Annotated in this window: 24 protein-coding genes and 1 riboswitch; of the genes, 14 read left to right on the forward strand and 10 right to left on the reverse strand. The window is 74.0% G+C overall.

Going from position 1 to position 26,455, the window contains the following annotated elements; genetic code table 11:
• Nucleotides 1-3 precede the first annotated feature (3 nt).
• Nucleotides 4-89: riboswitch (ZMP/ZTP riboswitch) on the reverse strand.
• 78 nt (nucleotides 90-167) lie between these two features.
• The 4 genes from ACGFX4_RS13720 to ACGFX4_RS13735 all read left to right on the forward strand — a co-directional run bounded on the left by ACGFX4_RS13720 (nucleotide 168) and on the right by ACGFX4_RS13735 (nucleotide 4,222).
• Nucleotides 168-1,070: an oxygenase MpaB family protein gene (locus ACGFX4_RS13720; RefSeq protein WP_393072922.1), complete on the forward strand. Its 903-nt coding sequence runs from the start codon at nucleotides 168-170 to the stop codon at nucleotides 1,068-1,070.
• A 63-nt stretch (nucleotides 1,071-1,133) separates the two neighbouring features.
• Nucleotides 1,134-2,054, forward strand: coding sequence for an AMP-binding protein (locus ACGFX4_RS13725; RefSeq protein WP_393072924.1), 921 nt, complete (start codon nucleotides 1,134-1,136; stop codon nucleotides 2,052-2,054).
• 280 nt (nucleotides 2,055-2,334) lie between these two features.
• Nucleotides 2,335-3,351, forward strand: a complete 1,017-nt coding sequence (locus ACGFX4_RS13730; protein WP_393072926.1) for an isopenicillin N synthase family dioxygenase — start codon at nucleotides 2,335-2,337, stop codon at nucleotides 3,349-3,351.
• A 154-nt stretch (nucleotides 3,352-3,505) separates the two neighbouring features.
• A complete protein-coding gene (locus tag ACGFX4_RS13735; protein WP_393072928.1) occupies nucleotides 3,506-4,222 on the forward strand; it encodes a MerR family transcriptional regulator in 717 nt (238 codons plus the stop codon).
• 21 nt (nucleotides 4,223-4,243) lie between these two features.
• Here ACGFX4_RS13735 and ACGFX4_RS13740 read toward each other — a convergent pair whose 3' ends face one another.
• The 4 genes from ACGFX4_RS13740 to ACGFX4_RS13755 are packed head-to-tail and all read right to left on the reverse strand — an operon-like array spanning nucleotide 4,244 to nucleotide 9,967.
• Nucleotides 4,244-6,409 carry a 3-hydroxyacyl-CoA dehydrogenase NAD-binding domain-containing protein gene (locus tag ACGFX4_RS13740; protein ID WP_393072930.1) on the reverse strand — a complete coding sequence of 722 codons (2,166 nt, stop codon included), beginning with the start codon at nucleotides 6,407-6,409 and terminating at the stop codon, nucleotides 4,244-4,246.
• 29 nt (nucleotides 6,410-6,438) lie between these two features.
• Nucleotides 6,439-7,653 carry an acetyl-CoA C-acetyltransferase gene (locus ACGFX4_RS13745; RefSeq protein ID WP_393072932.1) on the reverse strand — a complete coding sequence of 405 codons (1,215 nt, stop codon included), beginning with the start codon at nucleotides 7,651-7,653 and terminating at the stop codon, nucleotides 6,439-6,441.
• A 39-nt stretch (nucleotides 7,654-7,692) separates the two neighbouring features.
• Nucleotides 7,693-8,835 carry an acyl-CoA dehydrogenase family protein gene (locus ACGFX4_RS13750; protein WP_393072934.1) on the reverse strand — a complete coding sequence of 381 codons (1,143 nt, stop codon included), beginning with the start codon at nucleotides 8,833-8,835 and terminating at the stop codon, nucleotides 7,693-7,695.
• Nucleotides 8,836-8,869: 34 nt separating this feature from the next.
• Nucleotides 8,870-9,967 carry a CaiB/BaiF CoA transferase family protein gene (locus ACGFX4_RS13755; RefSeq protein ID WP_393072936.1) on the reverse strand — a complete coding sequence of 366 codons (1,098 nt, stop codon included), beginning with the start codon at nucleotides 9,965-9,967 and terminating at the stop codon, nucleotides 8,870-8,872.
• Nucleotides 9,968-10,134: 167 nt separating this feature from the next.
• Between ACGFX4_RS13755 and ACGFX4_RS13760 the strand changes: the two genes are divergently transcribed.
• Nucleotides 10,135-10,398 (forward strand): DUF1876 domain-containing protein, encoded by a 264-nt coding sequence (locus tag ACGFX4_RS13760; RefSeq protein WP_393072938.1) that lies wholly within the window; start codon nucleotides 10,135-10,137, stop codon nucleotides 10,396-10,398.
• Between the two features lie 27 nt (nucleotides 10,399-10,425).
• Here ACGFX4_RS13760 and ACGFX4_RS13765 read toward each other — a convergent pair whose 3' ends face one another.
• Entirely contained in the window at nucleotides 10,426-10,812 is a 387-nt protein-coding gene (locus ACGFX4_RS13765) for an ester cyclase (RefSeq protein ID WP_393072940.1), read from the reverse strand.
• A 72-nt stretch (nucleotides 10,813-10,884) separates the two neighbouring features.
• Between ACGFX4_RS13765 and ACGFX4_RS13770 the strand changes: the two genes are divergently transcribed.
• The 5 genes from ACGFX4_RS13770 to ACGFX4_RS13790 all read left to right on the forward strand — a co-directional run bounded on the left by ACGFX4_RS13770 (nucleotide 10,885) and on the right by ACGFX4_RS13790 (nucleotide 15,213).
• Nucleotides 10,885-11,505, forward strand: coding sequence for a TetR/AcrR family transcriptional regulator (locus ACGFX4_RS13770; RefSeq protein ID WP_393072942.1), 621 nt, complete (start codon nucleotides 10,885-10,887; stop codon nucleotides 11,503-11,505).
• A 97-nt stretch (nucleotides 11,506-11,602) separates the two neighbouring features.
• Nucleotides 11,603-12,577: a hypothetical protein gene (locus tag ACGFX4_RS13775; RefSeq protein ID WP_393072944.1), complete on the forward strand. Its 975-nt coding sequence runs from the start codon at nucleotides 11,603-11,605 to the stop codon at nucleotides 12,575-12,577.
• Nucleotides 12,574-13,788 carry a sensor histidine kinase gene (locus tag ACGFX4_RS13780; protein WP_393072946.1) on the forward strand — a complete coding sequence of 405 codons (1,215 nt, stop codon included), beginning with the start codon at nucleotides 12,574-12,576 and terminating at the stop codon, nucleotides 13,786-13,788. Before ACGFX4_RS13775 ends, ACGFX4_RS13780 begins: the two co-directional genes overlap by 4 nt.
• Nucleotides 13,785-14,450, forward strand: a complete 666-nt coding sequence (locus ACGFX4_RS13785; protein ID WP_393072948.1) for a response regulator — start codon at nucleotides 13,785-13,787, stop codon at nucleotides 14,448-14,450. The genes ACGFX4_RS13780 and ACGFX4_RS13785 overlap by 4 nt, the downstream gene beginning before the upstream one ends.
• A gap of 73 nt (nucleotides 14,451-14,523) precedes the next feature.
• Nucleotides 14,524-15,213, forward strand: a complete 690-nt coding sequence (locus ACGFX4_RS13790) for a Pr6Pr family membrane protein (protein WP_393072950.1) — start codon at nucleotides 14,524-14,526, stop codon at nucleotides 15,211-15,213.
• Here ACGFX4_RS13790 and aroA read toward each other — a convergent pair.
• On the reverse strand, nucleotides 15,210-16,445 hold the full coding sequence (gene aroA, locus ACGFX4_RS13795) for a 3-phosphoshikimate 1-carboxyvinyltransferase (protein WP_393072952.1): 1,236 nt from the start codon (nucleotides 16,443-16,445) through the stop codon (nucleotides 15,210-15,212). The genes ACGFX4_RS13790 and aroA overlap by 4 nt on opposite strands.
• A gap of 254 nt (nucleotides 16,446-16,699) precedes the next feature.
• Between aroA and ACGFX4_RS13800 the strand changes: the two genes are divergently transcribed.
• Nucleotides 16,700-18,109, forward strand: a complete 1,410-nt coding sequence (locus ACGFX4_RS13800; RefSeq protein WP_393072954.1) for a sulfatase — start codon at nucleotides 16,700-16,702, stop codon at nucleotides 18,107-18,109.
• Nucleotides 18,110-18,135: 26 nt separating this feature from the next.
• Complete coding sequence (locus tag ACGFX4_RS13805) at nucleotides 18,136-19,068, forward strand: formylglycine-generating enzyme family protein (RefSeq protein WP_393072956.1); 933 nt, start codon at nucleotides 18,136-18,138, stop codon at nucleotides 19,066-19,068.
• A gap of 7 nt (nucleotides 19,069-19,075) precedes the next feature.
• Here the strand turns inward: ACGFX4_RS13805 and ACGFX4_RS13810 are convergent, their stop codons facing one another.
• Genes ACGFX4_RS13810 through ACGFX4_RS13825 form a run of 4 tightly spaced genes read right to left on the reverse strand, consistent with a single transcriptional unit; the run spans nucleotide 19,076 to nucleotide 23,376 of the window.
• A complete protein-coding gene (locus ACGFX4_RS13810) occupies nucleotides 19,076-20,143 on the reverse strand; it encodes a hydroxyacid dehydrogenase (RefSeq protein ID WP_393072958.1) in 1,068 nt (355 codons plus the stop codon).
• Nucleotides 20,144-20,186: 43 nt separating this feature from the next.
• Entirely contained in the window at nucleotides 20,187-21,098 is a 912-nt protein-coding gene (locus tag ACGFX4_RS13815; RefSeq protein WP_393072960.1) for a carbohydrate ABC transporter permease, read from the reverse strand.
• Nucleotides 21,095-22,033, reverse strand: coding sequence for a carbohydrate ABC transporter permease (locus ACGFX4_RS13820; RefSeq protein WP_393072962.1), 939 nt, complete (start codon nucleotides 22,031-22,033; stop codon nucleotides 21,095-21,097). The genes ACGFX4_RS13815 and ACGFX4_RS13820 overlap by 4 nt, the downstream gene beginning before the upstream one ends.
• On the reverse strand, nucleotides 22,033-23,376 hold the full coding sequence (locus ACGFX4_RS13825; RefSeq protein WP_393072964.1) for an ABC transporter substrate-binding protein: 1,344 nt from the start codon (nucleotides 23,374-23,376) through the stop codon (nucleotides 22,033-22,035). Before ACGFX4_RS13825 ends, ACGFX4_RS13820 begins: the two co-directional genes overlap by 1 nt.
• 304 nt (nucleotides 23,377-23,680) lie before the next feature.
• Between ACGFX4_RS13825 and ACGFX4_RS13830 the strand changes: the two genes are divergently transcribed.
• Together ACGFX4_RS13830 and ACGFX4_RS13835 are read left to right on the forward strand one after the other, a co-directional pair.
• Nucleotides 23,681-25,612, forward strand: coding sequence for a DUF2264 domain-containing protein (locus ACGFX4_RS13830; protein WP_393072966.1), 1,932 nt, complete (start codon nucleotides 23,681-23,683; stop codon nucleotides 25,610-25,612).
• A 14-nt stretch (nucleotides 25,613-25,626) separates the two neighbouring features.
• Nucleotides 25,627-26,409, forward strand: a complete 783-nt coding sequence (locus tag ACGFX4_RS13835) for a sugar phosphate isomerase/epimerase family protein (RefSeq protein WP_393072968.1) — start codon at nucleotides 25,627-25,629, stop codon at nucleotides 26,407-26,409.
• Nucleotides 26,410-26,455: the final 46 nt, after the last annotated feature.

A 26,455-nucleotide genomic window follows, 5' to 3' on the forward strand; every position in this document is an offset into this window, starting at 1 on the left:
TGACGGAGGCGCCCAGGCGGTCGGCGCTCGCGTCGGTGTCACGGCCGTTCCCCGGTGGTGGTCCACCTTCGCCAGTCGCGGCCGCGGCCAGCGTACAGCGCCCGGCGCCGGTACAGTCGCTGCGGCCGTCCGCCCGGGGCGGCCGCGCGCAGCAGAGGGGGCTGGTGATGGCTCGTCACCTGGAGCGGATCCGGCAGCTCGATCCGGAGACCGAGTACACCGAGATCTACCGGATCAGCAGCCAGTACGAGTTCCCGTGGGACACCACGCAGGCGCTCGGCTTCGCGCTGTACCGCACCTACGCGGTGCCGTCGATCGGCCGACTGCTGGCGCAGACCGGCGAGTTCACCGCGCGCACCCAGAAGCGGTACGACGACACGGTGCTGATCCTGGAGGCGGTGGTCGAGCACGGCTTCGACTCCGAGCAGGGCCGGGAGGCGGTGCGCCGGATGAACCGGATGCACCGCCGGTACGAGATCACGAACGAGGACTTCGTCTACGTGCTGTCCACCTTCGTGGTGGTGCCCAAGCGCTGGCTGGACGAGTTCGGCTGGCGCCCGTACTCCCCCGTCGAGGTGCGGGCCTCGGTCAACTACTACCGGGAGCTGGGGCGCCGGATGGGGCTGCGCGACGTCCCGGAGACGTACCAGGAGTTCGAGCGGCTGCTGGACGGCTACGAGCGGGCCCACTTCGCCTTCGACCGGGGCGGGCGGGACGTCTCGGACGCCACCCTGGACCTGACCGCGAGCTGGTACCCGCGGCCGCTCGGCGCGGCGATGCGGTACGCCTCGCTGTGCCTGCTGGACGACCCGCTGCGGGAGGCGTTCGGCTACCCGCGCCCGCCCGCGGCGCTGCGCTTCGCGGCGCGCGCGGGGATGCGGCTGCGCGGGCGGTTCGTGCGGCTGCTGCCGCCGCGCCGCCGGCCCAGCCTGGCCCGGGACGGGCGGCAGGTGCGCGGCTACCCGAACGGCTACCGGATCAGTGAGCTGGGCACCTTCGAGGACGGCCGTCCGGGTGGCTGCCCGTTCCCGCACGCGCAGGCCGAGGACCCGCCCGGCGCGCACTCTTGACGATCCGTCGCACTTGGCCAAGCCTGGTCGGGCGCGACGCGGATCCGAGTGGAGGCGGTGGCGGTGGCCGAGCAGCAGCTGTCCGAGGAGCACGGCGACGACGAGCCCGCGCCGCCGGCCGAGACGATCCGCGCCCGGCTGGACCGCACCGCCCTGGCCTTCCCCGACCGGGAGGCGCTGGTCGACGTGGAGACCGGGCGGCGCTGGACCTGGTCCGCGCCGGCCGCCGACGTGGACCGGCCGGCCCGCGGCCTGCGGGCGCTCGTGGTGCGGCCGGGCGACCGGGTCGCCGTCTGGGCGGCGAACTGCCCGGAGTGGGTGCTCACCCAGTACGCGACGGCCCGGCTCGGGGCCGTCCTGGTCAGCGTCGACCCGGCGTACCGCACCCGGGAGCCGGCGTACGTGCTGCGCCGGGCGGGCGTCTCGGTGCTGGTGGCGCAGCCCTCGTACCGGGACGGCGACCACCGCGCGATGGCCGCCGAGGCCGCGACCGACTGCCCGGCGCTGCGCGAGGCGGTGTGGATCGGCGAACCGGGCCGGCACCGGCTGCTGGAGGAGCCGGAGCGCACCGCCGAGGCGGTGGACCCGGACGGCTGGATGCACACCGGCGACCTGGCGGTGATGCGCTCCGACGGTTATTTGGCGGTGGTCGGCCGGATCAAGGACGTGATCATCCGCGGCGGCGAGAACGTCTACCCGCGGGAGGTCGAGGAGTTCCTGCACACCCACCCGGCGATCGCGGACGTGCAGGTCGTCGGGGTACCGGACGAGCACCTCGGCGAGGAGGTCTGCGCCTTCGTGGTGCTCCGCGACCCGGCCGCCGCGCTGGACATCGAGGAGCCGGCCGCGTTCTGCCGGGGCCGGCTCGCGCACGACAAGACGCCCCGGTACCTGCGGGTGGTGCCGGGCTTCCCGCTGACGGCCGGCGGCAAGGTCCGCAAGACCGAGCTGCGGGACCTGGCCGCCCGGGCCCTCGCCCGGTGACCGGGGCGGCCGGACGGGTGTTCGCCCGCCCCCGGGACGGTCCTCTACTCTGGTGACGTGCTCATACTCGTCAGCCGTCGCCACGTGGACCTGCTCCGCGTCACGAGCATGTCCTGTCGACGCTCCGGCTGACCTCGTTCCTTCCCTTCCCCGCCCCTCTCCTGTGGGCACACACCCTGCTCCCCGGCTCCGCCCGACCGCCCGACCCGGCGGCGGCTGCGGCAGCGACCCCGGCGACCGCCGGGCTCCGCCGGGGCACCGACCTTCGCGGATGTCACCCATGACGCAGCAGTCCCGTTCCACCGGCCTCCCCGTGATCGACCTGTCGCTCGCCGACGGCACCCCCGAGGACCGGACCCGCCTGCACGACGCCCTGCGGGCCGCCGCCACCGATGTCGGCTTCTTCCAGCTGACCGGCCACGGCGTCACCAAGGCGGAGACCACCGCCCTCACCGACGCGATGCGCGCCTTCTTCGAGCTCCCCGAGGCCGACCGGCTGGCGGTGAGCAACCTGAACTCCCCGCACTTCCGCGGCTACACCAGGACCGGCGACGAGCGCACCGGCGGCAGCCAGGACTGGCGCGACCAGCTGGACATCGGCGCCGAGCGGCCGCCGCACGTCCCCGGCCCCGGCGAGCCCCCGTACTGGTGGCTGGAGGGCCCCAACCAGTGGCCCGCGGCGCTGCCCGAGCTGCGCGCCGCCGCACTGAACTGGATCGACCGGCTGAGCGCGGTCGCCGACCGGCTGCTGCACGAGCTGCTGGCCTCGATCGGCGCCGACCCGGACTTCTACGACGAGGCCTTCGCCGGGCACCCGCACCTGCGGCTGAAGCTGGTCCGCTACCCGGGCACCGCACCGGACGGCGCCGGGCAGGGCGTGGGCACCCACAAGGACTACGGCTTCATCACCCTGCTGCTGCAGGACACCGTGGGCGGCCTGCAGGTGGCCCGCCCGGACGGCTCGTTCCTGGACGTGCCGCCGATGGAGGGCGCCTTCGTGGTCAACCTGGGCGAGCTGTTGGAGGTCGCCACCGACGGCTACCTGAAGGCCACCAGCCACCGGGTGATCAGCCCGCCCGGGGCCCGCGAGCGCTTCTCGGTGCCGTTCTTCTACAACCCGCGCCTGGACGCGCACATCGAGCCGCTGGAATTCCCGCACGCCCACCACGCGCCCGGCGCCACCGCCGACCCGGCCAACCCGCTGTACGCCGAGTTCGGCCGCAACGAGCTCAAGGGCTACCTGCGCGCCCACCCCGAGGTGACCCGGCGGCACCACGCGGAACTGCTGCCGCTCTGACCCCGCCGCCCAGGCGGCCGTCCCGGGCGCTCTCCCCGGTCCGGGACGGCCGGTCTGGGAGTGGACTGCCGCACTGCGACGGTGTCACACTGACGCTGTCACAGCAAGACTGCTGCACCAAGGTTCGGGCGTTCGGGCACGGGGAGTTGGGCATTTGAACGAGGCGCCGACCCGGCTGACCGTCGACGAACTGGCCGCCCGGGCCGGGGTGACCGTGCGGACGCTGCGCTTCTACGCCACCAAGGGCCTGCTGCCCCCGCCCGAGCTCGGCCCGCGCCGGGTCGGCCTCTACGGCCCCGAGCACCTGGGCCGGCTGGAGCTGATCGAGGAGCTGCAGCGCCAGGGCCTCACGCTCGCCGCGATCGAGCGCTACCTGGCCCAGCTCCCGGCCGACATCAACTCCCTCGACCTGGCGATCCACCGCGCCCTGGTGGCCTCCTGGACCCCGGAGAGCGCCGAGGAGGCCACCCGGGAGCAGCTGGAGCGCCGCACCGGGCGCACGCTGTCCGACGCCGACCTGGACAACCTGGCCGCGATGGGTGCGCTGCACCGCACCGCCGACCCGGACGTCTTCAAGATCGAGCCCGGGCTGCTGCCGCTCGGCGTCCAGGTGCTGGACGTGCCGATCCCGCTGGAGACCCTGGTCGCGGCCCGCGCGGTGGTGCGGCTGCACAGCCAGGCCACCGCGCACGACCTGCACCGGCTGTTCCGCGAGACGGTGTGGAAGCCGTACCGGGAGAGCTCCCCCGCGCCGGAGGAGCTGGAGCGGATGAAGGCGCTCACCGACCGGATCCAGCCGATGGTGGTGCAGGCCCTGGTGACCGCCTTCCAGCGCTCGCTCGCCGAGGAGCTGGCCGCCCGGCCGGAGTGACCGGGCGGCCCGCTCCGGGCGTCAGTCGCGGAAGGTCGCGCCCTCCTCGGCCATCCGCACCAGCGTCGCCGGCGGCTCGAAGCGCTCGCCGTACGCGGCCGCCAGCTCCCGGGCCCGGGCGACGAAGCCCGGCAGCCCGCTGTCGTAGCCGTTGATGTACTGGAGCACGCCGCCGGTCCAGGCCGGGAAGCCGATGCCGAGGACGGAGCCGACGTTGGCGTCGGCGACCGAGGTGAGGACGTTCTCGTCCAGGCAGCGGACGGAGTCCAGCGCCTCGGCGAAGAGCATCCGCTCCTTCATGTCCTCGAACGGGATCTCCTTGCCGGGCACCGCGAAGTGCTCGCGCAGGCCCGGCCAGAGCCGGGTGCGGCGGCCGTCCTGGTACTCGTAGAAGCCGGCGCCGCCGCTGCGGCCGGGGCGGTCGAACTCGTCCAGCATCCGGTCCATCACCACCTCGCCGGGGTGGGTGTGCCAGGTGCCGCCGGCCGCCTCGACGGCGAGCTTCGACTCGTTGCGGATCTTGCGCGGCAGGGTCAGGGTCAGCTCGTCCAGCAGCGAGAGCACCTTGGCCGGGTAGCCGGCCTGGGCGGCCGCCTGCTCGACCGAGACCGGGTCGAGGCCCTCGCCGATCATCGCCACGCCCTCGTTGATGAACTGGCCGATCACCCGGGAGGTGAAGAAGCCCCGGGAGTCGTTCACCACGATCGGCGTCTTGGCGATCTGCCGGACCAGGTCGAAGGCGCGGGCCTGCGCCTCCCGGCCGGTCTGCGGGCCGACGATGATCTCGACCAGCGGCATCTTGTCGACCGGCGAGAAGAAGTGCAGGCCGATGAAGTCGGCCGGGCGGTCGACGCCCTCCGCCAGCAGGCCGATCGGCAGCGTGGAGGTGTTGGAGCAGAGCAGCGCGTCCGGGGCGATCACGCCCTGGACCTCCTGGAACACCTTGTGCTTCAGCTCGGGGTTCTCGAACACCGCCTCGATCACCGCGTCGCAGCCCGCCAGGTCGGCGGCCTCGGCGGTCGGGGTGATCCGGGCCAGGAACTCCTCGCGGGCCTCCGGGGTCATCCGGCCGCGGGCCACCAGCTTGTCCAGCAGGCCGGCCGAGTAGGCCTTGCCGCGCTCGGCGGCCTCCGGCGTGACGTCCTTGAGGAACACCTGGATGCCGGCCTTGGCGCAGGAGTACGCGATGCCCGCGCCCATCATGCCGGCGCCGAGCACGGCGACCTTCTGCACCGTCCGGGCCGGGACGTCCTTCGGGCGGCCGGCGCCGGAGTTGACCGCCTGCATGTCGAAGAAGAAGGCCTGGATCATGTTCTTCGAGGTCTGGCCGCAGGCGAGCTCGGTGAAGTAGCGGGCCTCGATCACCATCGCGGTGTCGACGTCCACCTGGGTGGACTCGACCGCCGCCGCCAGGATGTTCCGCGGCGCCGGGTACGGCGCGCCGGCCAGCTGCTTGCGCAGGTTCGCCGGGAAGGCGGGCAGGTTGGCGGCGAACGCGGGCGACGAGGGGGTGCCGCCGGGGATCTTGTACCCCTTGACGTCCCAGGGCTGGACGGCCTCCGGGTTGGCGTCCACGAAGGCGCGGGCCTTGGCCAGCATCTCCTCGCGGTCGGCGGCCAGCTCGTGCACCAGGCCGTTCTCCAGCGCCTGCGCGGGGCGGTACTGGCGGCCCTGGAGCAGCACCTTGAGCAGGGCGTCGGTGATGCCCATCAGGCGCACCGTGCGGACCACGCCGCCGCCGCCGGGCAGCAGGCCGAGGGTGACCTCGGGCAGGCCGATCTTCGAGCCGGGGGCGTCCAGCGCGACCCGGTGGTGGCAGGCCAGGGCGATCTCCAGGCCGCCGCCGAGCGCGGCGCCGTTGATCGCGGCGACCACCGGCCGGCCGAGGGTCTCCAGGGTGCGCAGCGCGCGCTTGATCCGCATCGAGTTGGCGAACACCTGCTCGGCGTCCTCGGGGCGGGCGGCGGAGATCAGCTTCAGGTCGCCGCCGGCGAAGAAGGTCTTCTTCGCGGAGGTGATGATCACGCCGCGCAGGTTCTCGGTGGCCTTCAGCCGCTCGACCGTCGCCTCCAGGGCGTCGGTGAAGGCGGCGTTCATGGTGTTCGCGGACTGGGCCGGGTCGTCGAGGACGAGGGTGACCACACCGTCCTGGTCCTGCTCCCAGCGGATGGCGGCTGCGTCGGTCACGTCGGTCATGGTGGTAGGTCTCCCGGGTCTCAGATGCGCTCGATGACGGTGGCGATGCCCATGCCGCCGCCCACGCAGAGGGTGGCCAGGCCGTAGCGCAGGTCGCGGCGCTCCAGCTCGTCGATCAGGGTGCCGATCAGCATCGCGCCGGTCGCGCCCAGCGGGTGGCCGAGCGCGATCGCGCCGCCGTTGACGTTCACCTGGTCGGCGCGGAAGCCCATCTCGCGGACGAAGCGCAGGGCGACCGCGGCGAACGCCTCGTTGATCTCGACCAGGTCGATGTCGGCGGCAGTCAGGCCCGCCTTGGCGAGCGCCTTGCGGGTGGCCGGCGCCGGGCCGGTCAGCATGATGGTCGGCTCGGAGCCGGAGACCGCCGCCGAGACGATCCGGGCGCGCGGGGTCAGCCCGTACCGCTCGCCGATCTCCTTCGAGCCGATCGCGACCAGCGCCGCGCCGTCCACGATGCCGGAGGAGTTGCCCGCGTGGTGGACGTGGTCGATCGACTCCACCCAGTGGTACTTCTGCAGCGCCACCGCGTCGAAGCCGCCGGCCTCGCCGATCCCCGCGAAGGAGGGCTTGAGGCCGGCCAGCGTCTCCACCGTGGTGCCCGGGCGGATGAACTCGTCGCGCTCCAGCACCACCAGGCCGCTGCGGTCGCGCACCGGCACCACCGAGCGGTCGAACAGGCCGTCCGCCTGGGCCTTGGCGGCGCGCGCCTGCGACTCGGCGGCGAAGGCGTCCACGTCGGTCCGGCCGAAGCCCTCGATGGTGGCGATCAGGTCGGCGCCGACGCCCTGCGGGATGAAGCCGGTCTCGTACGCGGTCATCGGGTCGGCGAACCAGGCGCCGCCGTCCGAGCCCATCCGGACCCGGGACATCGACTCCACGCCGCCGGCCAGGATCAGGTCCTCCCAGCCCGAACGGACCTTCGCCGCGGCCAGGTTGACCGCCTCCAGGCCCGAGGCGCAGAAGCGGTTCTCCTGCACGCCGGCCACGCTGTCCGGCAGCCCGGCGGCGATCGCCGCCACCCGGGCGATGTCCGAGCCCTGGTCGCCGATCGGCGAGACCACACCGAGCACGATGTCGTCGATCGCCGCCGGGTCCAGGGACGGGAAGCGGCGCCGGATCTCGTGGATCAGGCCGACCACCAGGTCGATCGGCTTGGTCCCGTGCAGCGAGCCGCTGGCCTTGCCGCGACCGCGTGGGGTGCGGATCGCGTCGTAGACGTACGCTTCGGTCGTCATGGGGTGCATACCTTTCGGGGTTGGCCCGGGGTTGGTCGGTCAGCCGAGGAGGGAGCGGCCGACGATCTCTTTCATGATCTCGGTGGTGCCGCCGTAGATGGTCTGGATCCGGCCGTCGGTGAAGGCCTTGGCGACCGGATATTCGCTCATGTAGCCGTACCCGCCGTGCAGCTGCAGGCAGCGGTCGGCGGCGCGCTTCTGCAGCTCGGTCGCCCACCACTTCGCCATCGAGGCGTCCACGGGGGTGAGGGCGTAGCGGTTGTGCTCGGTGACGCAGCGGTCCACGAAGGTGCGGGTGACCGCGCACTCGGTCGCCAGCTCGGCGATCTCGAAGCGTACGTGCTGCAGCTTGGCGAGCGGCTTGCCGAAGGCGGTGCGCTGCTTCACGTACTCCGTGGTCAGCTCCAGCAGGTGCTCGGCGCCCGCGATCGCGGCCACCGCGATGGCCAGGCGCTCCTGGGCGAGGTTGCGCATCAGGGCGTAGAAGGCGCCGTTCTCCTCGCCGAGCAGGTTCTCCTTGGGGACGCGCACGTCGTGGAAGAACAGCTCGGCGGTGTCCTGCGCCTTCTGGCCGATCTTGTCCAGGTTGCGGCCGCGCTCGAAGCCCGCCATGCCGCGCTCCACCACCAGCAGGCTCAGGCCGTGCGCGCCGCCCTCGGGGGTGGTCCGGGCGACGACCACCACCAGGTCGGCCAGGATGCCGTTGGAGATGAAGGTCTTCGAGCCGTTGAGCAGGTAGTGGTCGCCCGCGTCGGTGGCGGTCGTCCGGATGCCCTGCAGGTCGGAGCCGGCGCCCGGCTCGGTCATCGCGATCGCCGTGATCAGCTCGCCCGAGCAGAACCCCGGCAGCCAGCGCCGCTTCTGCTCCTCGGTGCCGAGCGAGGTCAGGTACGGGCCGATGATGTCGTTGTGCAGGCCGATCGCCAGGCCGCTGGCGCCCGCCCGGACGAACTCCTCGGCCAGCACCGACGCGTACCGGAAGTCCGGCACCCCGCCGCCGCCGAACTCCTCGGGGACGGCGGTGCCCAGCAGCCCCGCCCGGCCGGCCGCCAGCCACGCCTCCCGGTCGACGATGCCCTCCTTCTCCCAGCGGTCGTGGTGCGGCAGCACCTCCTTCGCCAGGAACGCCTTCACGGTCTCCCGGAACGCCTCGTGCTCCGGCTCGTACAGCTCGCGTTGCACAGCGATTGCCTTTCGTCGGTCCCGCGGGGGGAGGTCACGGCGCTTCGACGGCCCAGTCCGCGAACACCTCGGCCGTGTGCTCGCCCGGCTTCGCCGGCGGGCGGCGCAGCGCGGTCGGGGTGGCGGAGAAGCGCGGGGCCGGGGCGGGTTGGGTGAGGCCCTCGTGGTCGGTGTAGGTGCCGCGGGCCGCCAGGTGCGGGTGGGCGGCGGCCTGCCGGAGCGTCAGGACCGGTGCCACGCAGGCGTCCGAGCCCTCGAACACGGCCGTCCACTCGGCCTGCGTCCGGCTCGCGAAGCGGTCCGCGATCCGGGCCCGCAGCTCGGGCCAGCGCTCCGTGTCCCACTGCCCGGGCGCGTCCTCGCCGAGCTCCAGCAGCGCGGCGAACTCGGCCCAGAACTGCGGCTCCAGCGCGCCGACGGCCAGGTGGCCGCCGTCCGCCGCCCGGTAGGTGTCGTAGAACGGGGCGCCGCCGTCCAGCAGGTTCACGCCGCGCCGGTCCTGCCACTGGCCCGCGCCCAGCAGGCCCCACAGGATCGCGCCGAGGTGCGCCGCGCCGTCCACGATCGCGGCGTCCACCACCTGGCCCTCGCCGGTCCGCCGGGCGTGCTGCAGGCCGGCGAGCAGCCCGACCACCAGGTACAGCGAGCCGCCGGCGTAGTCGCCGAGCAGGTTCGCCGGGATCGCCGGCGGCCCGTCGGCCGGGCCGATCAGGCCGAGGATGCCGGACGTCGCCAGGTAGCCGATGTCGTGGCCGGCCCGGGCGGCGAGCGGGCCGTCCTGGCCCCAGCCGGTCATCCGGCCGTACACCAGCGCCGGGTTGCGGGCCAGGCAGGCCTCGGGGCCGACGCCCAGGCGCTCCGCGACGCCCGGCCGGTAGCCCTCGATCAGCAGGTCGGCCCGCGCCGCCAGGCCCAGCACCAGGCCCGGCCCGTCCGGCGACTTCAGGTCGACCTGCACCGAGCGCTTGTTGCGGTTGGTGAGGTCGAACGCCGGGTCCGGCCCGATCGCGGGCGGCCCGGGGCGGTCGACCCGGACCACGTCCGCGCCCAGGTCGGCGAGCAGCATGGCGGCGAACGGCCCGGGGCCGATCCCGGCGAGTTCCAGTACGCGCACTCCGGCCAGCGGCCCCATCGCCCTGTCCTCCGTCTTTGACAGTGAAGCTGTCACAGTGGCGATGATAGAGAAGTGACCGGCCGGTAACAAGGCCCTGGGGCGGCCGGTCGCCCCGGCCTTGCGATGCGCCTCCGGCGGGCGGATTCTGGGGCTGACGACGCTTCGCGCGAGGAAGGTGGCCCGTGATGCACAACCACTGGATCGTCGACCTGAACTTCGAAGAGGACGACACCCGCACCACCTGCACCGCTTCACTCAGCGGCTTCAGCGCCCCCGGCGTGCAGGGCACCGGGACCGCCCGCCGCAGCCCCGACGACAGCCCCGACTCCGTCATCGGCGAGGAGCTGGCCGCCGCCCGCGCCTGCTCCCAGCTCGCCCACGCCCTGGTCGACCAGGCCGCCACCGGCATCGAGTCCCACACCCACGAACAGCCCCGCCTGATCTTCTGAGCAGCCCGCCGACCGGGGCGCCCCGCGTCAGAACATCCCGTGCGGGTTCAGCGACTCCGCGGGGACCTGCTGCATGACGTCCCAGTGCTCGACGATGCGCCCGTTCTCGAAACGGAAGATGTCGACGATGGCCGTACCGGGGCCACCGGGGACGCGGATTCCGTGCACGTGGGCAACGACGTGGTCGCCCTCGGCGACGAGCCGCTTGACGTCCGCGCGCAGGAGCGGGAAGTCGCGGCGCAGGGTGGCGACGAAGTCGCGGAAGCCGTCGACGCCGTCGGCGATCCGTGGATTGTGCTGGGTGTAGCGGTCGCCGAGCAGGCCGACCGCCGCGTCGGCGTCCTTCTCGTCGATGGCCGCCCGGTAGAAGGCGAGGACGGTCCGCTTGTTGGCTTCGAGCTCGGTGCCCGACATGACTCCCCCTTATGTGAACAGCTGTAGCGCTACGACTGTAGGGCAACGGCTGCCCGGATACAATCACGTCCCGTGGATGCCGAGTCACCTTCCGAACGCAGGCCGCGCGGCCGCAACCCGCGCGGGCAGGGCGAGCGCCTCCGCGAGGAGGTGATCGCCGAGACCCTCCGGCAGCTGGACGAACTGGGCGACGACCAGCCGCTGTCGCTGCGTGCCGTCGCCCGCGCGATCGGCGTGGCCGCCACCTCCGTCTACCTGCACTTCCCGGACCGCGACGCCCTGGTGCTGGCCGCACTCGAACGCTGCCACCAGGACCTCGCCCTGGCCGTGCGGCAGGCGGAGGAGCGGGCGGACGACCCGGCGGCGGGCCTGCGGGCCCGCACCCTGGTCCTGGGCGCATGGGCGCACGAGCACCCCGGCCTGTACAAGGTGCTGCACGAGTCGACCCTGAACCGCCGCGCCGACCTGCACTTCAAGGAGGTGCTGGCGCGCAGCACCGAGGCGGCCGTCCGCCGCTGCATGGAGGCCGGGCTGGCACCCGAGGACGACCCGGCCGCGGTGGCGCTCGACCTGCGGGCCGCCGTGCACGGGGCGGTGTCGATGCGGGTGAACGAACCGGACCGCGGCTGGCCGCCGCTGGCCGAGCAGGTCGACCGGTTCCTGGTCCGCCTGGTGGGCGTCCGGCCCCGATGAGGACGAGTCCGGGGCGCGGGGGCTCCCCCGTGCGGGGGAGGCGGATCCCGACCAGGGGGGACGTGCCGGCCCGGGGCGCGGCGGGAGAGTCGTCCGCATGGACCTCACCCCTTCCGGCCCGCTGCGGCGCGGCCTGTGCGCGGCCGCGATCGCGGCCACCGCGCCGTACCTGACCCTGAAGCTGCTCTGGCTGAGCGGGAGCACGGTCGGCATCACGGACTCCACACCCACCGGGGCCACCGCGCTGTGGTGGCTGAACCTGCTGACCTTCGGCCTGGACGCGACGGCGGTGGCGCTGGCCCTGGCCTTCGTCCGGCCGTGGGGGCGGCGACTGCCGGGCGGGCTGGTGGCGTTCCCGATGTGGGTGGCGACCGGCCTGCTCGGTCCGCTGATGGTCGCACTGGTCCTGAACATCGGCGCGGCCGCAATGCTGGGTGCCGAACCCGCCCGGCCGGGCGCGGACTGGCTGGCCCCCTGGGTGTACCTGCTGGTCTACGGCGGGTTCGCGGTGCAGGCGGTCGCGTTGACGGCCGGGTTCGCGCTGTACGGGCGGGAGCGCTGGGCGGCCCTGCTCGGCGGGCGGGTCGGCGGGATGCCGGGGACGGCGACCCTGCCGCTGCAGCGGACCCTGGCCGCGGCCGGTGCCGTCCTGGTGCTGCCCGCGCTGGCGCTGCACCTCGCCTGGCTGGGCGGCTCCGACCTGGCGCTGTCCGCGACGGTGGCGGCGGACCTCGGCCGGGGCGGGCGGATCATGTCGGGCGTACTGGCGCTGGCCGCCGTGGGCGCGGCGGGCTCGCACCTGACACTGGTGTTCCGGCTGCGGCCGGGCGGGCGGGTGGTTCCGCTGCTGGTGGCCGTGTGGACCGCGGGCGGCGGGCTGTTCTGCTGGGGCGGCTGGACCTTCCTCGCCACGGTCCTCGGCGGCGCCGGCGACGCCGCCCACGCCCTGCCCGCCGCGGCCCTGCTGGCCGGGGCGGCACAGGTCGCCGCGGGGCTGCTGCTGCTGGTGGTCGGCGCCCTGGCCCTGGTCGAACGTGCATCCGCGGCGGCTGACGTAGAGTCAGCGCGATGAGCGCACTGATCGGACGGCGGGCCGCCCTGCGGTGGGTGCACCTGGTGCTCGGCGGCGCGCTGCTGATGCCGTACTGGATGCTCGCCGTGGTGGTGCTCACCCCGCTGGTCCCGGGCGACGGGCCGCGGCGCGCGGTGCTGCTCGACCTCGCCGCCCTGCCGCTGGCGCTGCCGGCCGCCGCGGTCACCGCGCTGGTGCCGGTGGTGCGGGTGCTGGAGTCGGCGGCGGCCCGGGCGCTGTGCGCGGGCGCGGGCGGGGAGCTCGCCACGGTGGTGGACCGCTGCTGGGCGGCCCGCCGGCGGACCGCGCTCTGGTTCGTCCTGCACCTGGGCCTGGGCGGGGTGGTGGCGGGCATGTCGCTGGCCGTCCCGCCCGCGGTGGTGGTCCTGCTGGTCCGCCCCGACGACGAGCGCCTGCGGCTGTGGTTCGGACCGCATCCGCCCGCACCCGCACTGCTCGCGGCGGCGCTCACCGCCCTGGTGGTGCTGACCAGCGCCGGGGCCGGCGCGCTGCTGGCCCGCTGCGCTCCGCCACTGCTCGGGCCGACGCCCGCCGAGCGGATCGCCGAGGCCGAACGGCGCACCCTGGTGCTCGCCCAACGCAACCGGCTGGCCGGCGAGTTGCACGACTCCATCGGGCACGCGCTGAGCGCGGTGGCGATCCAGGCCGCGGCGGCGGGCCGGGTGCTGGAACGCGATCCGGCCTTCGCCGCCGAGGCGCTGGCCGCGATCGAACGGACCGCACGCGACGCGGTCGGTGAACTCGACGCCGTGCTCGGCCTGTTGCGCGAGGAGCAGGACGGGGGCGGGGTCGGCCCGGTGCTCGGCGGGGGCGGGCTGGAGCTGCTGCTGCGGCAGGTCGGCCTGGCCGGCCTGCGGGTACGGGCCCGGACCGGCCCCGGCCTGGACGCGCTGGCGCCGGAGCTCTCCCGCGAGGCCTACCGGATCGTGCAGGAGGGGCTGAGCAACGTGCTGCGGCACGCGGGAGCCGGCGAGGCCGAGCTGCGGATCGAACGCCGGGGAGAGAGGCTGGAGTTGGAGCTGACCAACCCCCTGGGCACCGGCCGGCCCAGCCGACCCGGCGGGGGCCGGGGGCTGCGCGGGCTGGCGGAGCGGGCGGCGGCGCTGCGCGGGGAGTTCACCGCCGGCCCGGACGCCGACGGCACCGGCTGGCGGCTCGCGGCGGTCCTGCCGACCGGGGGCGCCGCATGATCCGGATCGTCGTGGCGGACGACGAGCGGCTGGTGCGCACCGGCCTGCGGGTGGTGCTGGAGGCGGAGCCGGACCTGACCGTGGTCGGCGAGGCCGCGAGCGGGGACGAAGTGGTGCCGCTGGTAAGGGAGTTGCGGCCCGACGTGGTGCTGATGGACGTCCGGATGCCCCGGGTCGACGGGATCCGGGCGACCGAGCAGCTGGTGGCCGCGCTCGACCCGCCGCCGCGGATCCTGGTGGTGACCACCTTCGAGCACGACGACCACGTCCACCGGGCGCTGCGCGCGGGCGCGGCGGGCTTCCTGCTGAAGCGGGCCCGCCCGGAGGAGATGGTGCACGCGGTCCGGCTGGCGGCGCACGGCGAGTCGCTGCTCTTCCCGCCCGCGGTGCGCAGCAGCGTGGCGGACCCCGGTGCGGCGGACGGGAGCCCGGCGGACGGGGACACCGAGACGGCCCGCCGGATCGCCCGGCTCACCGAGCGCGAGCGGGAGGTGCTGCGGCTGATGGCGGCGGGCTTCAGCAACCTGGAGATCGCCGAGCGGCTGCTGATCGGCGCGCAGACGGTGAAGTCGCACGTCGCCTCGGTGCTGGCGAAGCTCGGCGCCCGCGACCGCACCCAGGCGGTGATCGTCGCGTACCGCTCGGGTTTCGTGCGGCCGTGATGGACTCCGGGTGACCTCCGGGTGACCGGCAGGTGCTTCCGGCGGTTGGCTACCGGTGGGTAGAGTGCGGCGCATGAACGTCTGGACCCGTCCCGCACTGTGGTGGCGGCTGGCCATCGCGCTCTCGGCCTTCCTCGGACTGGTCCTGAGCAACAGCTCGCTCGTCTACTTCACCATCCAGAGCAACGTCGTCGTGCTCGGCTACTTCCTCGGCGCCGCGTACTGGACGGTGAAGCGCTCGACCGCGGACGCGCCCGCGCCGCGGCTGCGCGGGGCGGCGGTGCTGTACATCACGATCACCGGGATCGTCGCGCACGTCCTGCTCAACCACGGGGAGAACCCGCTGCCGGGCCTGGTCTCCGGCCCGGAGCGGCTGCAGAACTGGTCGAGCTTCTTCCTGCACTACACCACGCCGCTGCTGGTGCTGGCCGACTGGCTGGTGCTGAAGCCGCGCAACGCCTCGCGCTGGCGCGACCTGCCGCTGTGGCTGGCCTTCCCGCTGGGGTACGCGGTCGTCACCGAGGCCCGGGCGATCCTCTTCCCGGGCTTCCCGCTGAAGTACCCGTACTTCTTCCTCGACCCGACCGAGCACGGCTACGGCTGGGTGGCCGGGCAGATCGGCCAACTGACGGTGGAGTTCGTCCTGCTGGCCGCCGCCGTGGTCGGCCTGGACCGGCTCGGCACCCGCCTCTTCACCCGCACCCGCCCGGTCTCCGGGCCCGCCCCGGAAGCCGCCGGGTCCGCCCCGGAAGCCGCCGCCTAGTCCTCGGTCGCGGCCCAGGCGGCGAAGGCCTGGTGGAAGTCGGGGAAGGTCTTGCGGACGCAGCCCGGGTCGTCGAAGGTGATGCCGGGCGTGCGCAGGCCGGTGACCGCGAAGGACATCACGATGCGGTGGTCGCCGTGGGTGGCGATCTCGGCGGGGGCCGGGTTGCCGGGGCGGATCTCGATCCAGTCGCGGCCGGTGGCGACGTCGACGCCGAGCCGGCGCAGGTTCTGCGCGCAGGCGTCGAGCCGGTCGCACTCCTTGATCCGGGTGTTGTAGACGTCGACGATCCGGATCGGCCCGGCCGCGAACGGGGCGATCGCGGCGAGCGTCGGCATGGTGTCGGAGATGTCGCGCATGTTGACGGTGCCGCCGGAGAGCATCCCGCCCGCCGGTCCTGCGACGGTGACCCGGTCGGCCTCCACCGAAACCCGGGCGCCGAGCCGGTCCAGCACCTCGACGAAGCGCAGGTCGCCCTGGAGCGCGCCCCGCCCGAGACCGGGCACGGTGACCTCGCGGCCGGTGACGGCGGCCGCGGCGAAGAAGTAGGAGGCGGTGGAGGCGTCCGGCTCGACCGGGTACGCGGCGGCCCGGTAGCCGCCGGCCGGGACGGTGAAGACGTTGCCGTCGCGCTCCACGGTGGCGCCGAAGCTGCGCATCATCGCCAGGGTGATCTCCACGTACGGCGCGGAGACCAGGTCGGTGACGGTGATCCGCAGGCCGTCGCGGGTGAGCGGGCCGAGCAGCAGCAGCGCGGTCAGGTACTGGGAGGACAGGCCGGCGTCCAGGGTGACCTCGCCGCCGGCGACACCGTCGGCGTCGATCCGCAGCGGGTGGTGGCCCTCCTGCTCCTCGTGGTGCAGGCGCACGCCGAGGTCGCGCAGGGCGGCGGTGAGCGGGCCGAGCGGGCGGCGGCGCATCTGCGCGGAGGCGTCGAAGCGGTAGCTGCCCCGGCCGGCGGCGGCGAGCACCGGCAGGAAGCGGGCGGTGGTGGCGCCGTCCCGGCAGTACACCTCGGCGTCGCCGGCCGGTCCCTGCGGGCGGCCCTCGATCCGCCACTCGCGCTCCTCGCGCTCGACCCGGTACCCGAGCTTCAGCAGGCCCTCGGCGAAGCCCTCGGTGTCGTCCGAGGCGAGCGGTCGCAGCAGGGTGGTGGTGCCCTCGGCGGCCGCGGCGAGGAACAGCGCGCGGGCGGTGACCGACTTGGAACCGGGGACCTCGACGACGGTCACGGGGGGCGTCCTTCCAGGTGGGCGTGGGGGCTCCGGCGATCCTGCCCTGACGTCCGCGCACCGTGCGCGGGCGTTCCATTCTGTGGACAGCGCAACATTGCAACAGCGGCATGAAATCCGTGCGTTGATTGGCGGCGACCGCTTCACCCGGTTCGACCGGCGCCCCTAAGGTCCCTGCCATGGCGGTGAATTCCCCCGCCGAGAAGTGTTCCGCGTTTCCCGAATTCACATCCTCTTTCCGTGAAAGGGCCCACATGAGCCGGAACGACGAACCGCAGCTCGGCCGCCGGGGATTCCTGGCCGGCGCCGCCGCCGTGGCGGCCGCCACCGCCGTCCCCGCGGCGGCCTCGATCGCCGCGGCGCCCGCCGCCGCGGCCGCGACCCGCCCGAACATCCTGGTGATCCTGACCGACGACCAGCCCAAGCACACCGAGTGGGCCACGCCCAACACCGTCGCCTGGCTGACCGGGAACGGCGTCCGTTTCACCGACGGGCACGTCACCACCCCGCTGTGCGCGCCGTCCCGGTCCTCGATCTTCAGCGGACGCTACGCGCACAACCACGGCGTGCTGGACAACGGCCACCCGTACAACCTCGACCAGAGCGCCACCCTGCAGCGGGCGTTGAAGCAGGCGGGCTACCGCACCGGCCTGTTCGGCAAGTACCTCAACGCCTGGAACGTGGCCGACAATCCGCCGCACTTCGAGGAGTGGCTGCTGGAGGACCCGGTCGTCTACAACGACGGGACGTACAACGACAACGGCACCGTCCACACCATCGCCGGGTACTCCACCACGGTCATCAGGAACCGCACCCTGGCCTTCCTGGACAAGGCCGCGACCGACAGTCGGCCCTGGTTCGCGTTCGTCGCGCCGAAGGCCTCGCACGAGCCCAACACCCCGGAGCCGAAGTACGCCAACACGGCCGTCCCGGCCTGGAACGGGCGGCCCTCGGTGCCCGAGGCGGACCGCAGCGACAAGCCCGAGTGGATCCAGACCGCCGGCGCCACCCTGGCCGACGCGCAGGCGCTGCGCACCCGTCAGCTGCGCGCCCTGCTGTCGGTGGACGACGCGGTGCAGGCGTTCCACGACAAGCTGGCCGCGCTCGGCCAGTTGGACAACACCCTGGTGATCTACCTGGGCGACAACGGCTACACCTGGGCCGACCACGGCTGGCTGAAGAAGTCGGTGCCCTACCTGCCGTCGGTGGAGGTGCCGTTCTACCTCTCCTGGCCGGCCGGCGGGCTCGGCTCCGGCACCACCGACAACCGGATCGTCGCCAACATCGACATCGCGCCGACCGTCCTGCAGGCCGCCGGGATCACCCCGAACTGGTCGCTGGACGGCCACTCGCTGCTCGGCTCCTACAGCCGCGACCACCTGCTGGTGGAGTGGTGGGAGCAGGGCGTGCACCAGGCGAAGAGCCCGCACACCTGGTCCTCGTACCTGAGCAGGACCGAGCAGTACACCGAGTACTACAAGCTCCACACCGACGCCGACGGCCGGCCGGCCGGCACCGGGGCGGTGGCCTTCCGCGAGTACTACGACCTGGTGGCCGACCCGTACCAGCTCACCAACAAGCTGTACCAGGCCAGTTCGGCGGACGAGCAGGCGCTCGGCATCCCGGCGCTGGCCGCGCAGCTGGCCGCCGACCGGACCTCCTGACCGACCCCGCCCGAAAGGCCCCCGCGATGCTGTCCTGCTGCACCCCCGGACGTGAACCCGTCGAGCTCGGGCTGCCGCTGCCCGTCGCCGCCCCGCCCTCGGCGGCGGCGCTGCGCGCCGCACGGCAGCTGATCGCGCTGCCCGGCGGCACGTTCCTGATGGGCGCCGAGGACCCGGACGGCATCGCGGCGGACGGGGAGGGGCCGGTCCGGCCGGTGACGGTCTCCGGCTTCGCGATCGCGCCGACCGCGGTCAGCAACGCCGAGTTCGCGTCCTTCGCCCGGGAGACCGGGTACCTGACGGAGGCGGAGCGCTTCGGGTCCAGCTTCGTCTTCGAGGGGTTCCTGACCGACCGGCTGCGCGCCGTCTCCCCGCCGGTGGCCGCCACCCCGTGGTGGCGGGCGGTGGCGGGGGCCAGCTGGCGGGCGCCGGAGGGGCCGGGGTCCGACTTCGCCGCCCGCCAGCAGCACCCGGTGGTGCACGTCTCCTGGCACGACGCGCAGGCGTACTGCGCCTGGTCGGGCACCCGGCTGCCCACCGAGGCCGAGTGGGAGTACGCCGCGCGCGGCGGCCGGGAGCAGCAGCGCTACCCCTGGGGCGACGAACTGGCGCCGGGAGGGCGGGAGTTGCTGAACATCTGGCAGGGCGTCTTCCCGACCGTGCAGACCGGCCGGCACCGCGGCACCGCGCCGGTGCGCTCCTACCGGCCGAACGGCTTCGGGCTGTACAACCCGGTCGGCAACGTCTGGGAGTGGTGCGCCGACCGGTTCAGCGCCGACTTCCACCTGACCGGGCCGCGGACCGACCCGGCCGGACCGCCGGACGGCGCCTCGCGGGTGATGCGCGGCGGCTCCCACATGTGCCACGCCTCGTACTGCAACCGCTACCGGCTGGGCGCCCGCAGCTCCAACACCCCGGACAGCTCCAGCGGCAACATCGGCTTCCGGGTGGCCCGCTGACCCGGCGTCAGGCCGTCCGGTCGATCTGGTCGGCCAGCACCGGGTGGGCGAACGGCAACCCGGCGGCGTAGCGGGCGAGTTCGTCCGCGGCGGCCTGGGCCATCCGGTGCAGCTCGGTGCCGAGCGAGCCCGCCACGTGCGGGGTGAGCAGGACGTTCGGCAGCTCGTACAGCGGGGAGTCGGCGGGCAGCACCTCGGGGGTGGTGACGTCGAGCACCGCGTTCAGCCGGCCGGTGCGCAGCTCGGCGAGGAGCGCGTCCTGGTCGATCAGCGAGCCGCGCGAGGTGTTCACCAGGGTGGCGCCGTCGGGCATCAGGGCGAGCCGGCGGGCGTCCATCAGGTGTTGGGTGGCCGGGAGTTCGGGCGCGTGCACGCTCACCACGTCGCTCAGCGCGCAGAGCTCGTCGAGCTCCACGCTGCGGGCGCCGAGCTCGGCGGCGCCGGCGGCGTCCACGTACGGGTCGTGCAGCAGGACCTCGAAGTCGTGCGGCCGGAGCAGCTCCAGGACCCGGCGTCCGATCCGGGAGGCGCCGACGATGCCGACGGTGCGCCGGTAGTTGCCGGTGCGCGCGTAGGCGGCCTGCCAGTCGTGCGGGGCGCGGCGCTCGCGGTAGTCGGCGGCCAGCCGGAGCACCGGCTTGTTGGCGAACAGGATCGCGGCGAGGGTGTACTCGGCGACCGGCAGGGCGTTGGCCCAGGCGGCGGAGGTGACCTGGATGCCGCGCCGCCAGCAGGCGTCGGTGATGTGGTGCTTGACCGACCCGGCCGCGTGGACCACGGCGCGCAGCCGGGGCGCGGCGGCGAGCACGGCCTCGTCCAGCGGCGGGCAGCCCCAGCTGGAGACGATCACCTCGGCCTCGGCGAGGGCGGCGGCGGCACCGGGGGCGGTGAAGTCGTCGACGACCAGCGCCGGGTCGAGGTCGGCGGCCGCGATCAGCGCGGCCATCGCGGTGTCGTCGATCAGCTTCGCGGCCAGGTCGCGGTGCATCGCGAGCAGGGCGCGCGGGCGGTGCCGGGCGGCCGGGACGGCGGGGCCGGGCGGCGCCTGGGCGGGCGCGGGCAGGGCGTTGGGCATCGGGGGCTCCCGATCGGAGTCGTGAACGGTGGTGGCGGGCTGGTTACTTGACGCTGCCGGCGGTCAGACCGGCCTTCCAGTGCCGCTGTAGGACCACGAAGGCGATCACCAGCGGGAGGACGGCGAGCAGCGAGCCGGTGACGACCAGCGGGTAGTACTCGGGGAAGGCGTGGGTCTGGGTGTTCCAGGCGTACAGGCCGAGGCTGACCGGGAAGAGCCGGTTGTCGGAGAGCATCACCAGCGGCAGGAAGAAGTTGTTCCAGATCGCGGTGAACTGGAACAGGAAGACGGTGACGAAGCCGGGCATGACCATCTTCAGGCCGATCGACCAGAAGGTGCGCAGCTCGCCGGCGCCGTCCATCCGGGCCGCCTCCAGCACCTCGCCGGGCACGTAGCCGGCGCAGAACACCCGGGCCAGGTACACGCCGAACGGGTTGACCAGCGAGGGCACGAAGACCGCCCAGAAGGTGTTGACGACGTGCAGCTCGGAGGCGAGCAGGTACATCGGCAGGGCGAGCGCGGTGGTGGGCACCAGCACGCCCAGCAGGACCAGGCCGAACAGCTGCTCCTTGCCGGGGAAGCGGTACACGTGGAAGGCGTACCCGGCGCAGACGCAGACGAACGCGCAGAGCACCGCGCCGAGCCCGGCGTACAGCAGGGAGTTGAGGTACCAGCGGAAGTAGATGCCGTCGCCGGTGGTGGCCAGGTCGTGCAGGTTCTGGCCGAGGTGGAAGCGCTCGGGGGTGAGGGTGCGGCCGACCAGCAGGTCGCCGGTGTTCTTGGCGGAGGCGGTGATCAGCCAGCCGAGCGGCAGCAGGGTGTAGACGGTCGCGAGGACCAGGGCGCCGTTGACGGCGGTCTTCGACAGCGTCCACGGGCGGCGCGGCGGACGGGGGTTCGCGGCCCGACCGGTGGCGGGCGCGGTACGGCGGGACGGGGTCAGCGTGGCGCTCATGCGGCGTCCTCCTTGCGGCTGCGGCCCCGGGAGGCCCGGGTGACGACGAAGGAGAGCACGGCGGCGGCGAGGGCCAGCAACACCGAGGAGGCGGCGGCCAGGCCGTAGTCGTTGCGCTCGAACGCGGCCGAGTAGGCGTACATGTTGGGGGTCCAGGTGGAGACCACGCCGGGGGCGACGTCGTGCAGGATCATCGGTTCGGTGAACAGCTGCAGCGAGCCGATCACGGTGAACAGGCCGACCATCGTGATCGAGGCCCGGATCAGCGGGATCTTGACGCTGAGCGCGGTGCGCAGCGGGCCGGCGCCGTCGACCACGGCGGCCTCCAGCACCTCGCGCGGGATGGCCTGCAACGCGGCGTAGAAGATCACCATGTTGTAGCCGGTCCACTCCCAGACCGCGATGTTGACCACGGCGGACAGCGGGTGGCCGAGCACGTCGACCTCGGCGCCGACCCCGTTCAGGGCGTCGATCACCGGGCTGATGCCCGGGGTGTACAGGTACACCCAGACCAGCGCGGCGATGATGCCGGGCACCGCGTGCGGAAGGAACAGTGCGAGCTGGAAGAAGCGCTTGGCGCGGGCCAGCGCGGAGTCCAGCAGCAACGCGGTGAGCAGCGACAGGCCGATCATCAGCGGGATGTACAGCAGGCAGTACTGGGCGGTGTTCCAGAAGCCGGCCCGGAAGGCCGCGTCGCCGAGCGCCCGGGTGTAGTTGCCCAGGCCGGTGAAGACCGTCTCGGAGCCGCCGAAGCCGAGGCCCGAGCGGTGCTCGGTGTACAGGCTGAGGTGGACCGCGTAGCCGATCGGGACCAGCGTGCAGGCGGTGAACAGCACCATGAACGGGGCGAGCAGCAGGGCCGGCGCCCCGTACCGCCCGCGCCGCCGGGCGGCGGCGCGGGAGGCCTGCGCGGGAGCGGGCGCGGGGGTCGACATCAGCCGTTGACCTTGAGGCCGCGGTTCTTCATCTCGGCGACGGTGGCCTGCTGGGCGGTGTCGACCGCGCCGGAGACGGTGCCGCCCTGGGCGAGCTTGCCGAAGGAGTCCTTGAGCGAGCCGTTGGTGGCGCTCATCGCCGGGCCCCAGGTCCAGTTCGGCTTGATGGACTTCGCGGCATCCACGTAGACCGAGTAGATGTCCTGGCCGCCGTAGAAGTCGGTCTTGAAGGCGGCCTTGGCGACCGGCACCAGGTCGGGCGCGGCCGGGAACATCGAGGAGGTGCCGGTGGCGATCCGGGCCTGGATGCCCTCGGGGGTGGTGGTGGCCCAGGTGGCGAACTCGACCGCGGCCTTGGCCTTCTTGCTGTCCTTGGAGACCGCGAAGGTCGAGCCGCCGAGCATGCCGCTGGCCGGCTGGCCGTCCCAGGTCGGGACCGGGGCGACCGCCCACTTGCCGGAGGCGTCCGGGACGGTGCCCTTCAGCACGCCGCCGCCCCAGGCGGCGCCGACGTAGCCGGCGGTCTCGCCCTTCTGCAGGGAGGCGGTCCACTGCTGGCTGAACGAGGGCATCGAGCGGACCAGGTCGTCGGAGATCAGCTTCTGCCAGTAGTCGGTGACCTTCTTGGTCTCCGCGCCGGCCAGGTCGACCTTCCAGGTGTCGCCGGCGGTGGCGAACCAGTGGGCGCCGTTCTGCCAGCTCAGCGCCTCGACGGTGGACGGGTCGTCGGGGAAGAAGGTGGCGATCCGGGTGTTCGGGTCGGCGGCCTTCAGCTTCTCGGCGGCGGTGCGGAACTCGTCCCAGGTCTTCGGTGCGGCGACGCCGGCCTTCTCGAACAGGTCCTTGCGGTAGTAGAAGGCCTGCGGCGCGGCGTCCAGCGGCAGGGCGAAGGTGGAACCGCCCAGCGTGGTCAGGTCGACCGCCTGCGACAGGTACTTCTTCTTCAGGTCGGCGGAGACCAGCTTGCTGATGTCCTGGACGGCGCCCTGGCTGACGAAGTCCGGCAGCTGCGGGTACTCGACGTTGAACACGTCGGGGGCGTTGCCGGCCTTCACCGCGTTGGAGATCTTGGCGTAGCCGCCGGCGTTGCCGGAGGGGATCTCCTCGAAGGTGACCTGGATGTTCGGGTGCGAGGCGTTGAACGCGGCCACCACGTCCTTGGTGCCCTTGGCCCAGCCCCAGAAGGTCAGCGAGACCGGCTTGCCGTCGTTGGCGTCGGCCGCGGTCGCGCCCTTGTCGCCGCTGCTGCCGCAGGCGGCCAGCAGCGTCACGCACAGGACGGTGGCGGTGGCGCCGGCGGCGGCGCGGAGGGCTCTGCGGCGGTGGAGAGCGGAAGAGGGCATGCTCGGCTCCTGTGGGGGATTGCCCGAATTGCTGCGGGTTTGGCCTGGTCGGGCTGGGTTGACCGCTATCTTGGGTCGGGTCGCGATCGGAGTCAAGAGATCTGGATCAAATGATCCGATGTGATCAGCGGCCGATCGGCCGATCAACCGCCCTTGAGCTTGGAAAATGGCCCCTGGAGGGCCAGGTCACGATCCGATCAACGCGATCGCTTGATCAGCTGCTCTTGACTCCCGATCACCCGCTTCCTAGATTCGGCACGACACCCACGCGCCCACGACGCCCCCGGCCACCCAAGGACGTGCGATGCAGCTGCCCCCCGAAGACCGCGAGCTCAGCCCGTACACCGGCTGGACCAGGGCGCACTGGGAGGCCGCCGCCGACCGGCTGCTGGCCGCCGTCCACCCGCACGCAAGCCCCGGCCAGGCCCTGATCAACCTGCCCGGCACCCGCCCCAGCTGGTCCGGCCACCGCTCGGACGGCCTGGAGGGCTACGCCCGCACCTTCCTGCTCGCCGCCTTCCGGGTCGCCGGCGCCGGCGGCGCCGACCCGCACGGCCTGCTGGAGCGCTACGCCGCCGGCCTCGACGCCGGCACCCGCACCCCCACCGCCGAACGCGACCTCGCCGACGGCGACACCGAGTCCTGGGGCCGGATCGAGGACCGCTCCCAGCCCATGGTCGAGGCCGCCTCCGTCGCCGTCGCCCTGCGCCTCACCCGCCCCTGGCTGTGGGACCGCCTCGACGACGGCGTCCGCGAACGGGCCGGCCGCTGGCTCGCCGACGCGCTCCACCGGCAGCCGCACGACAACAACTGGTGGCTCTTCCCGCTCTCCGTCGGCGGCTTCCTCGCCGAGGCCGGCATCGCGACCGACGCGGCACGGGCCGCCGTCGACCGCGGACTCGAAGCGATCGAGCAGTGGTACCTCGGCGACGGCTGGTACACCGACGGCCGCCCCCGCGCCCTCGACCACTACAACGGCTGGGCGCTGCACCTGTACCCGGTGCTGCACGCCTGGGCGGGCAAGGACGCCGACCTGCTGGAGCGTTACGGCGCCCGGCTCGCCGAGCACCTGGAGGGGTACGCCCGGCTCTTCGACCGCAGCGGGGCACCCGTCCACCAGGGCCGCTCGCTCAGCTACCGGTTCGCCGCCGCCGCGCCGCTGTGGGCCGGGGCGCTCGCCGACCGCACCCCGCTCTCCCCCGGCGCCACCCGCCGGCTCGCCTCCGGCGCCCTGCGCTACTTCCTCGACCGGGGCGCGGTCGGCGCCGACGGCCTGCTCACCCTCGGCTGGCACGGCCCCTACCCGCCGCTGGTCCAGCCCTACTCCGGGCCCGCCTCCCCGTACTGGGCGTCCAAGGGCTTCCTCGGACTGCTGCTGCCCGCCGACCACCCGGTCTGGACGGCCGTCGAGGAGCCCGGGCCGAGCGAGCGCGCGGACGCGGTCACCGCACTGCCCACGGCGGGCTGGCTGATCCAGTCCACCGCCGCCGACGGCCTGGTCCGGCTGCACAACCACGGCAGCGACGACCAGCTCGCCGCCGGCAGCGCACCCGAACCCGCCCCCGACGACCCGCTCTACGCCCCGCTCGCCCACTCCACCCGGACCGGGCCGACCGACGGCGACAACCGCTTCGCGCTGCTCCTCGACGGCACGCCGACCGAACGCGGCCGGATCACCCCGCTCGGCGCCGGCCCCGGCTGGGCCGCCTCCGCCCACCACCCCCGCCCCGGCACCACCGTCACCTCGCTCACCCTCGCCCGCGGCGCCGACGAGCTCCGCGTCCACCTGGTCACCGGCGCCCCCGCCGACACCCCCGTCCGGGCGAGCGGCTGGGCCGCGGCGGGCAGCCGGGTCACCTCCGAGGCGGAGGGCCTGCACGCCCGGGTCCGCGCCGTACCGGTCCCCGCCACCGGGTCCGCCCCGTCGGACACCTCGGACGCGCCGCTGCTCAGCGAGGTGCACGGCCTGCGCGGATTCACCACCGCCGCGGTCACCGACGTCCCGGCGGGCACCGCGTACGGCCCGGGCGCGGCGGTCCCGGAGCTGCACGGCACGGTCGGCGACGGGCTGTCCGTGGCGGCCGTCCGACTGACCGCCACCGGGCGGCCCGCCGCCCCGCCCACGGTCACCGCCGAACCCTCCGGCAGCGCCTGGCAGGTGACCGTCCACTGGCCCGACGGCGGCACGCACCGGGCGACGCTCGCCACCGCCGCCGTCACCGTCAGCGCCGACTAGCCGGGAGACCCGCCGTGCCGATCGCCTTCTCCACCCTCGGCGTCCCCGGGCTGCCGCTCGCCGAGGTGCTGCGGCTGGCCGCCGACAGCGGGTGGCAGGGCCTCGAACTGCGCTCCGCGCCGGGCGAACCCGTCCACCCCGGCCTGACCGCCGCCGAACGCCGCACCGCGGCAAGCGCGTTCACCGCCGCCGGGATCGCCCCGCTCGCCGTCGCCTCGTACGTCGGCATCGCCGAGCCCGGCCCGGACGCGCCCGTACTCGCCGAGCTGAACGGCCAGTTGGAGCTCGCCGCCGACCTCGGAGCCCCGTACGTCCGGGTGTTCCCGCGCGGCGGCGACGGACCGGCCGCCGAGGCGGACGCCCGCGCCGCCCGCCGGCTCACCGCCACCACCGCCCGGGCGGCCGGACTCGGCGTCCGGATCCTGGTGGAGACCCACGACTCGCACCGCTCCGGCCACGACCTCGCCCGCCTGCTCGCCACCGCCGGCTCCCCCGCGGCGGGCGCCCTGTGGGACCTGATGCACACCCACCTCGCGGGCGAGACACCCGCCGAGACCCACCGCGCACTCGCCACGCACCTCGGCTACGTCCAGGTCAAGGACATCGCCTCGCCCGCGGACCTCACCCCGCTCCCGCTCGGCGCCGGCGTCCTCCCGATCGCCGACTGCCTGCGCCTGCTCCCCGAGGGCACCTGGGTCTCCTGGGAGTACGAGGCCCCCTGGCACCCCACCGCCGCCCCGCTCCCGCCCCGACTCCCCACCGGGGCAACCCTCCTGCGCTCGCTCCACCCGCGGTAGCGGAACCGCACGCGGCCCGGGCCCCGTCCGGGGTTTCCGGGCCGCG

Source organism: Kitasatospora sp. NPDC048365, assembly GCF_043200835.1.
Lineage (GTDB): Bacteria > Actinomycetota > Actinomycetes > Streptomycetales > Streptomycetaceae > Kitasatospora > Kitasatospora terrestris.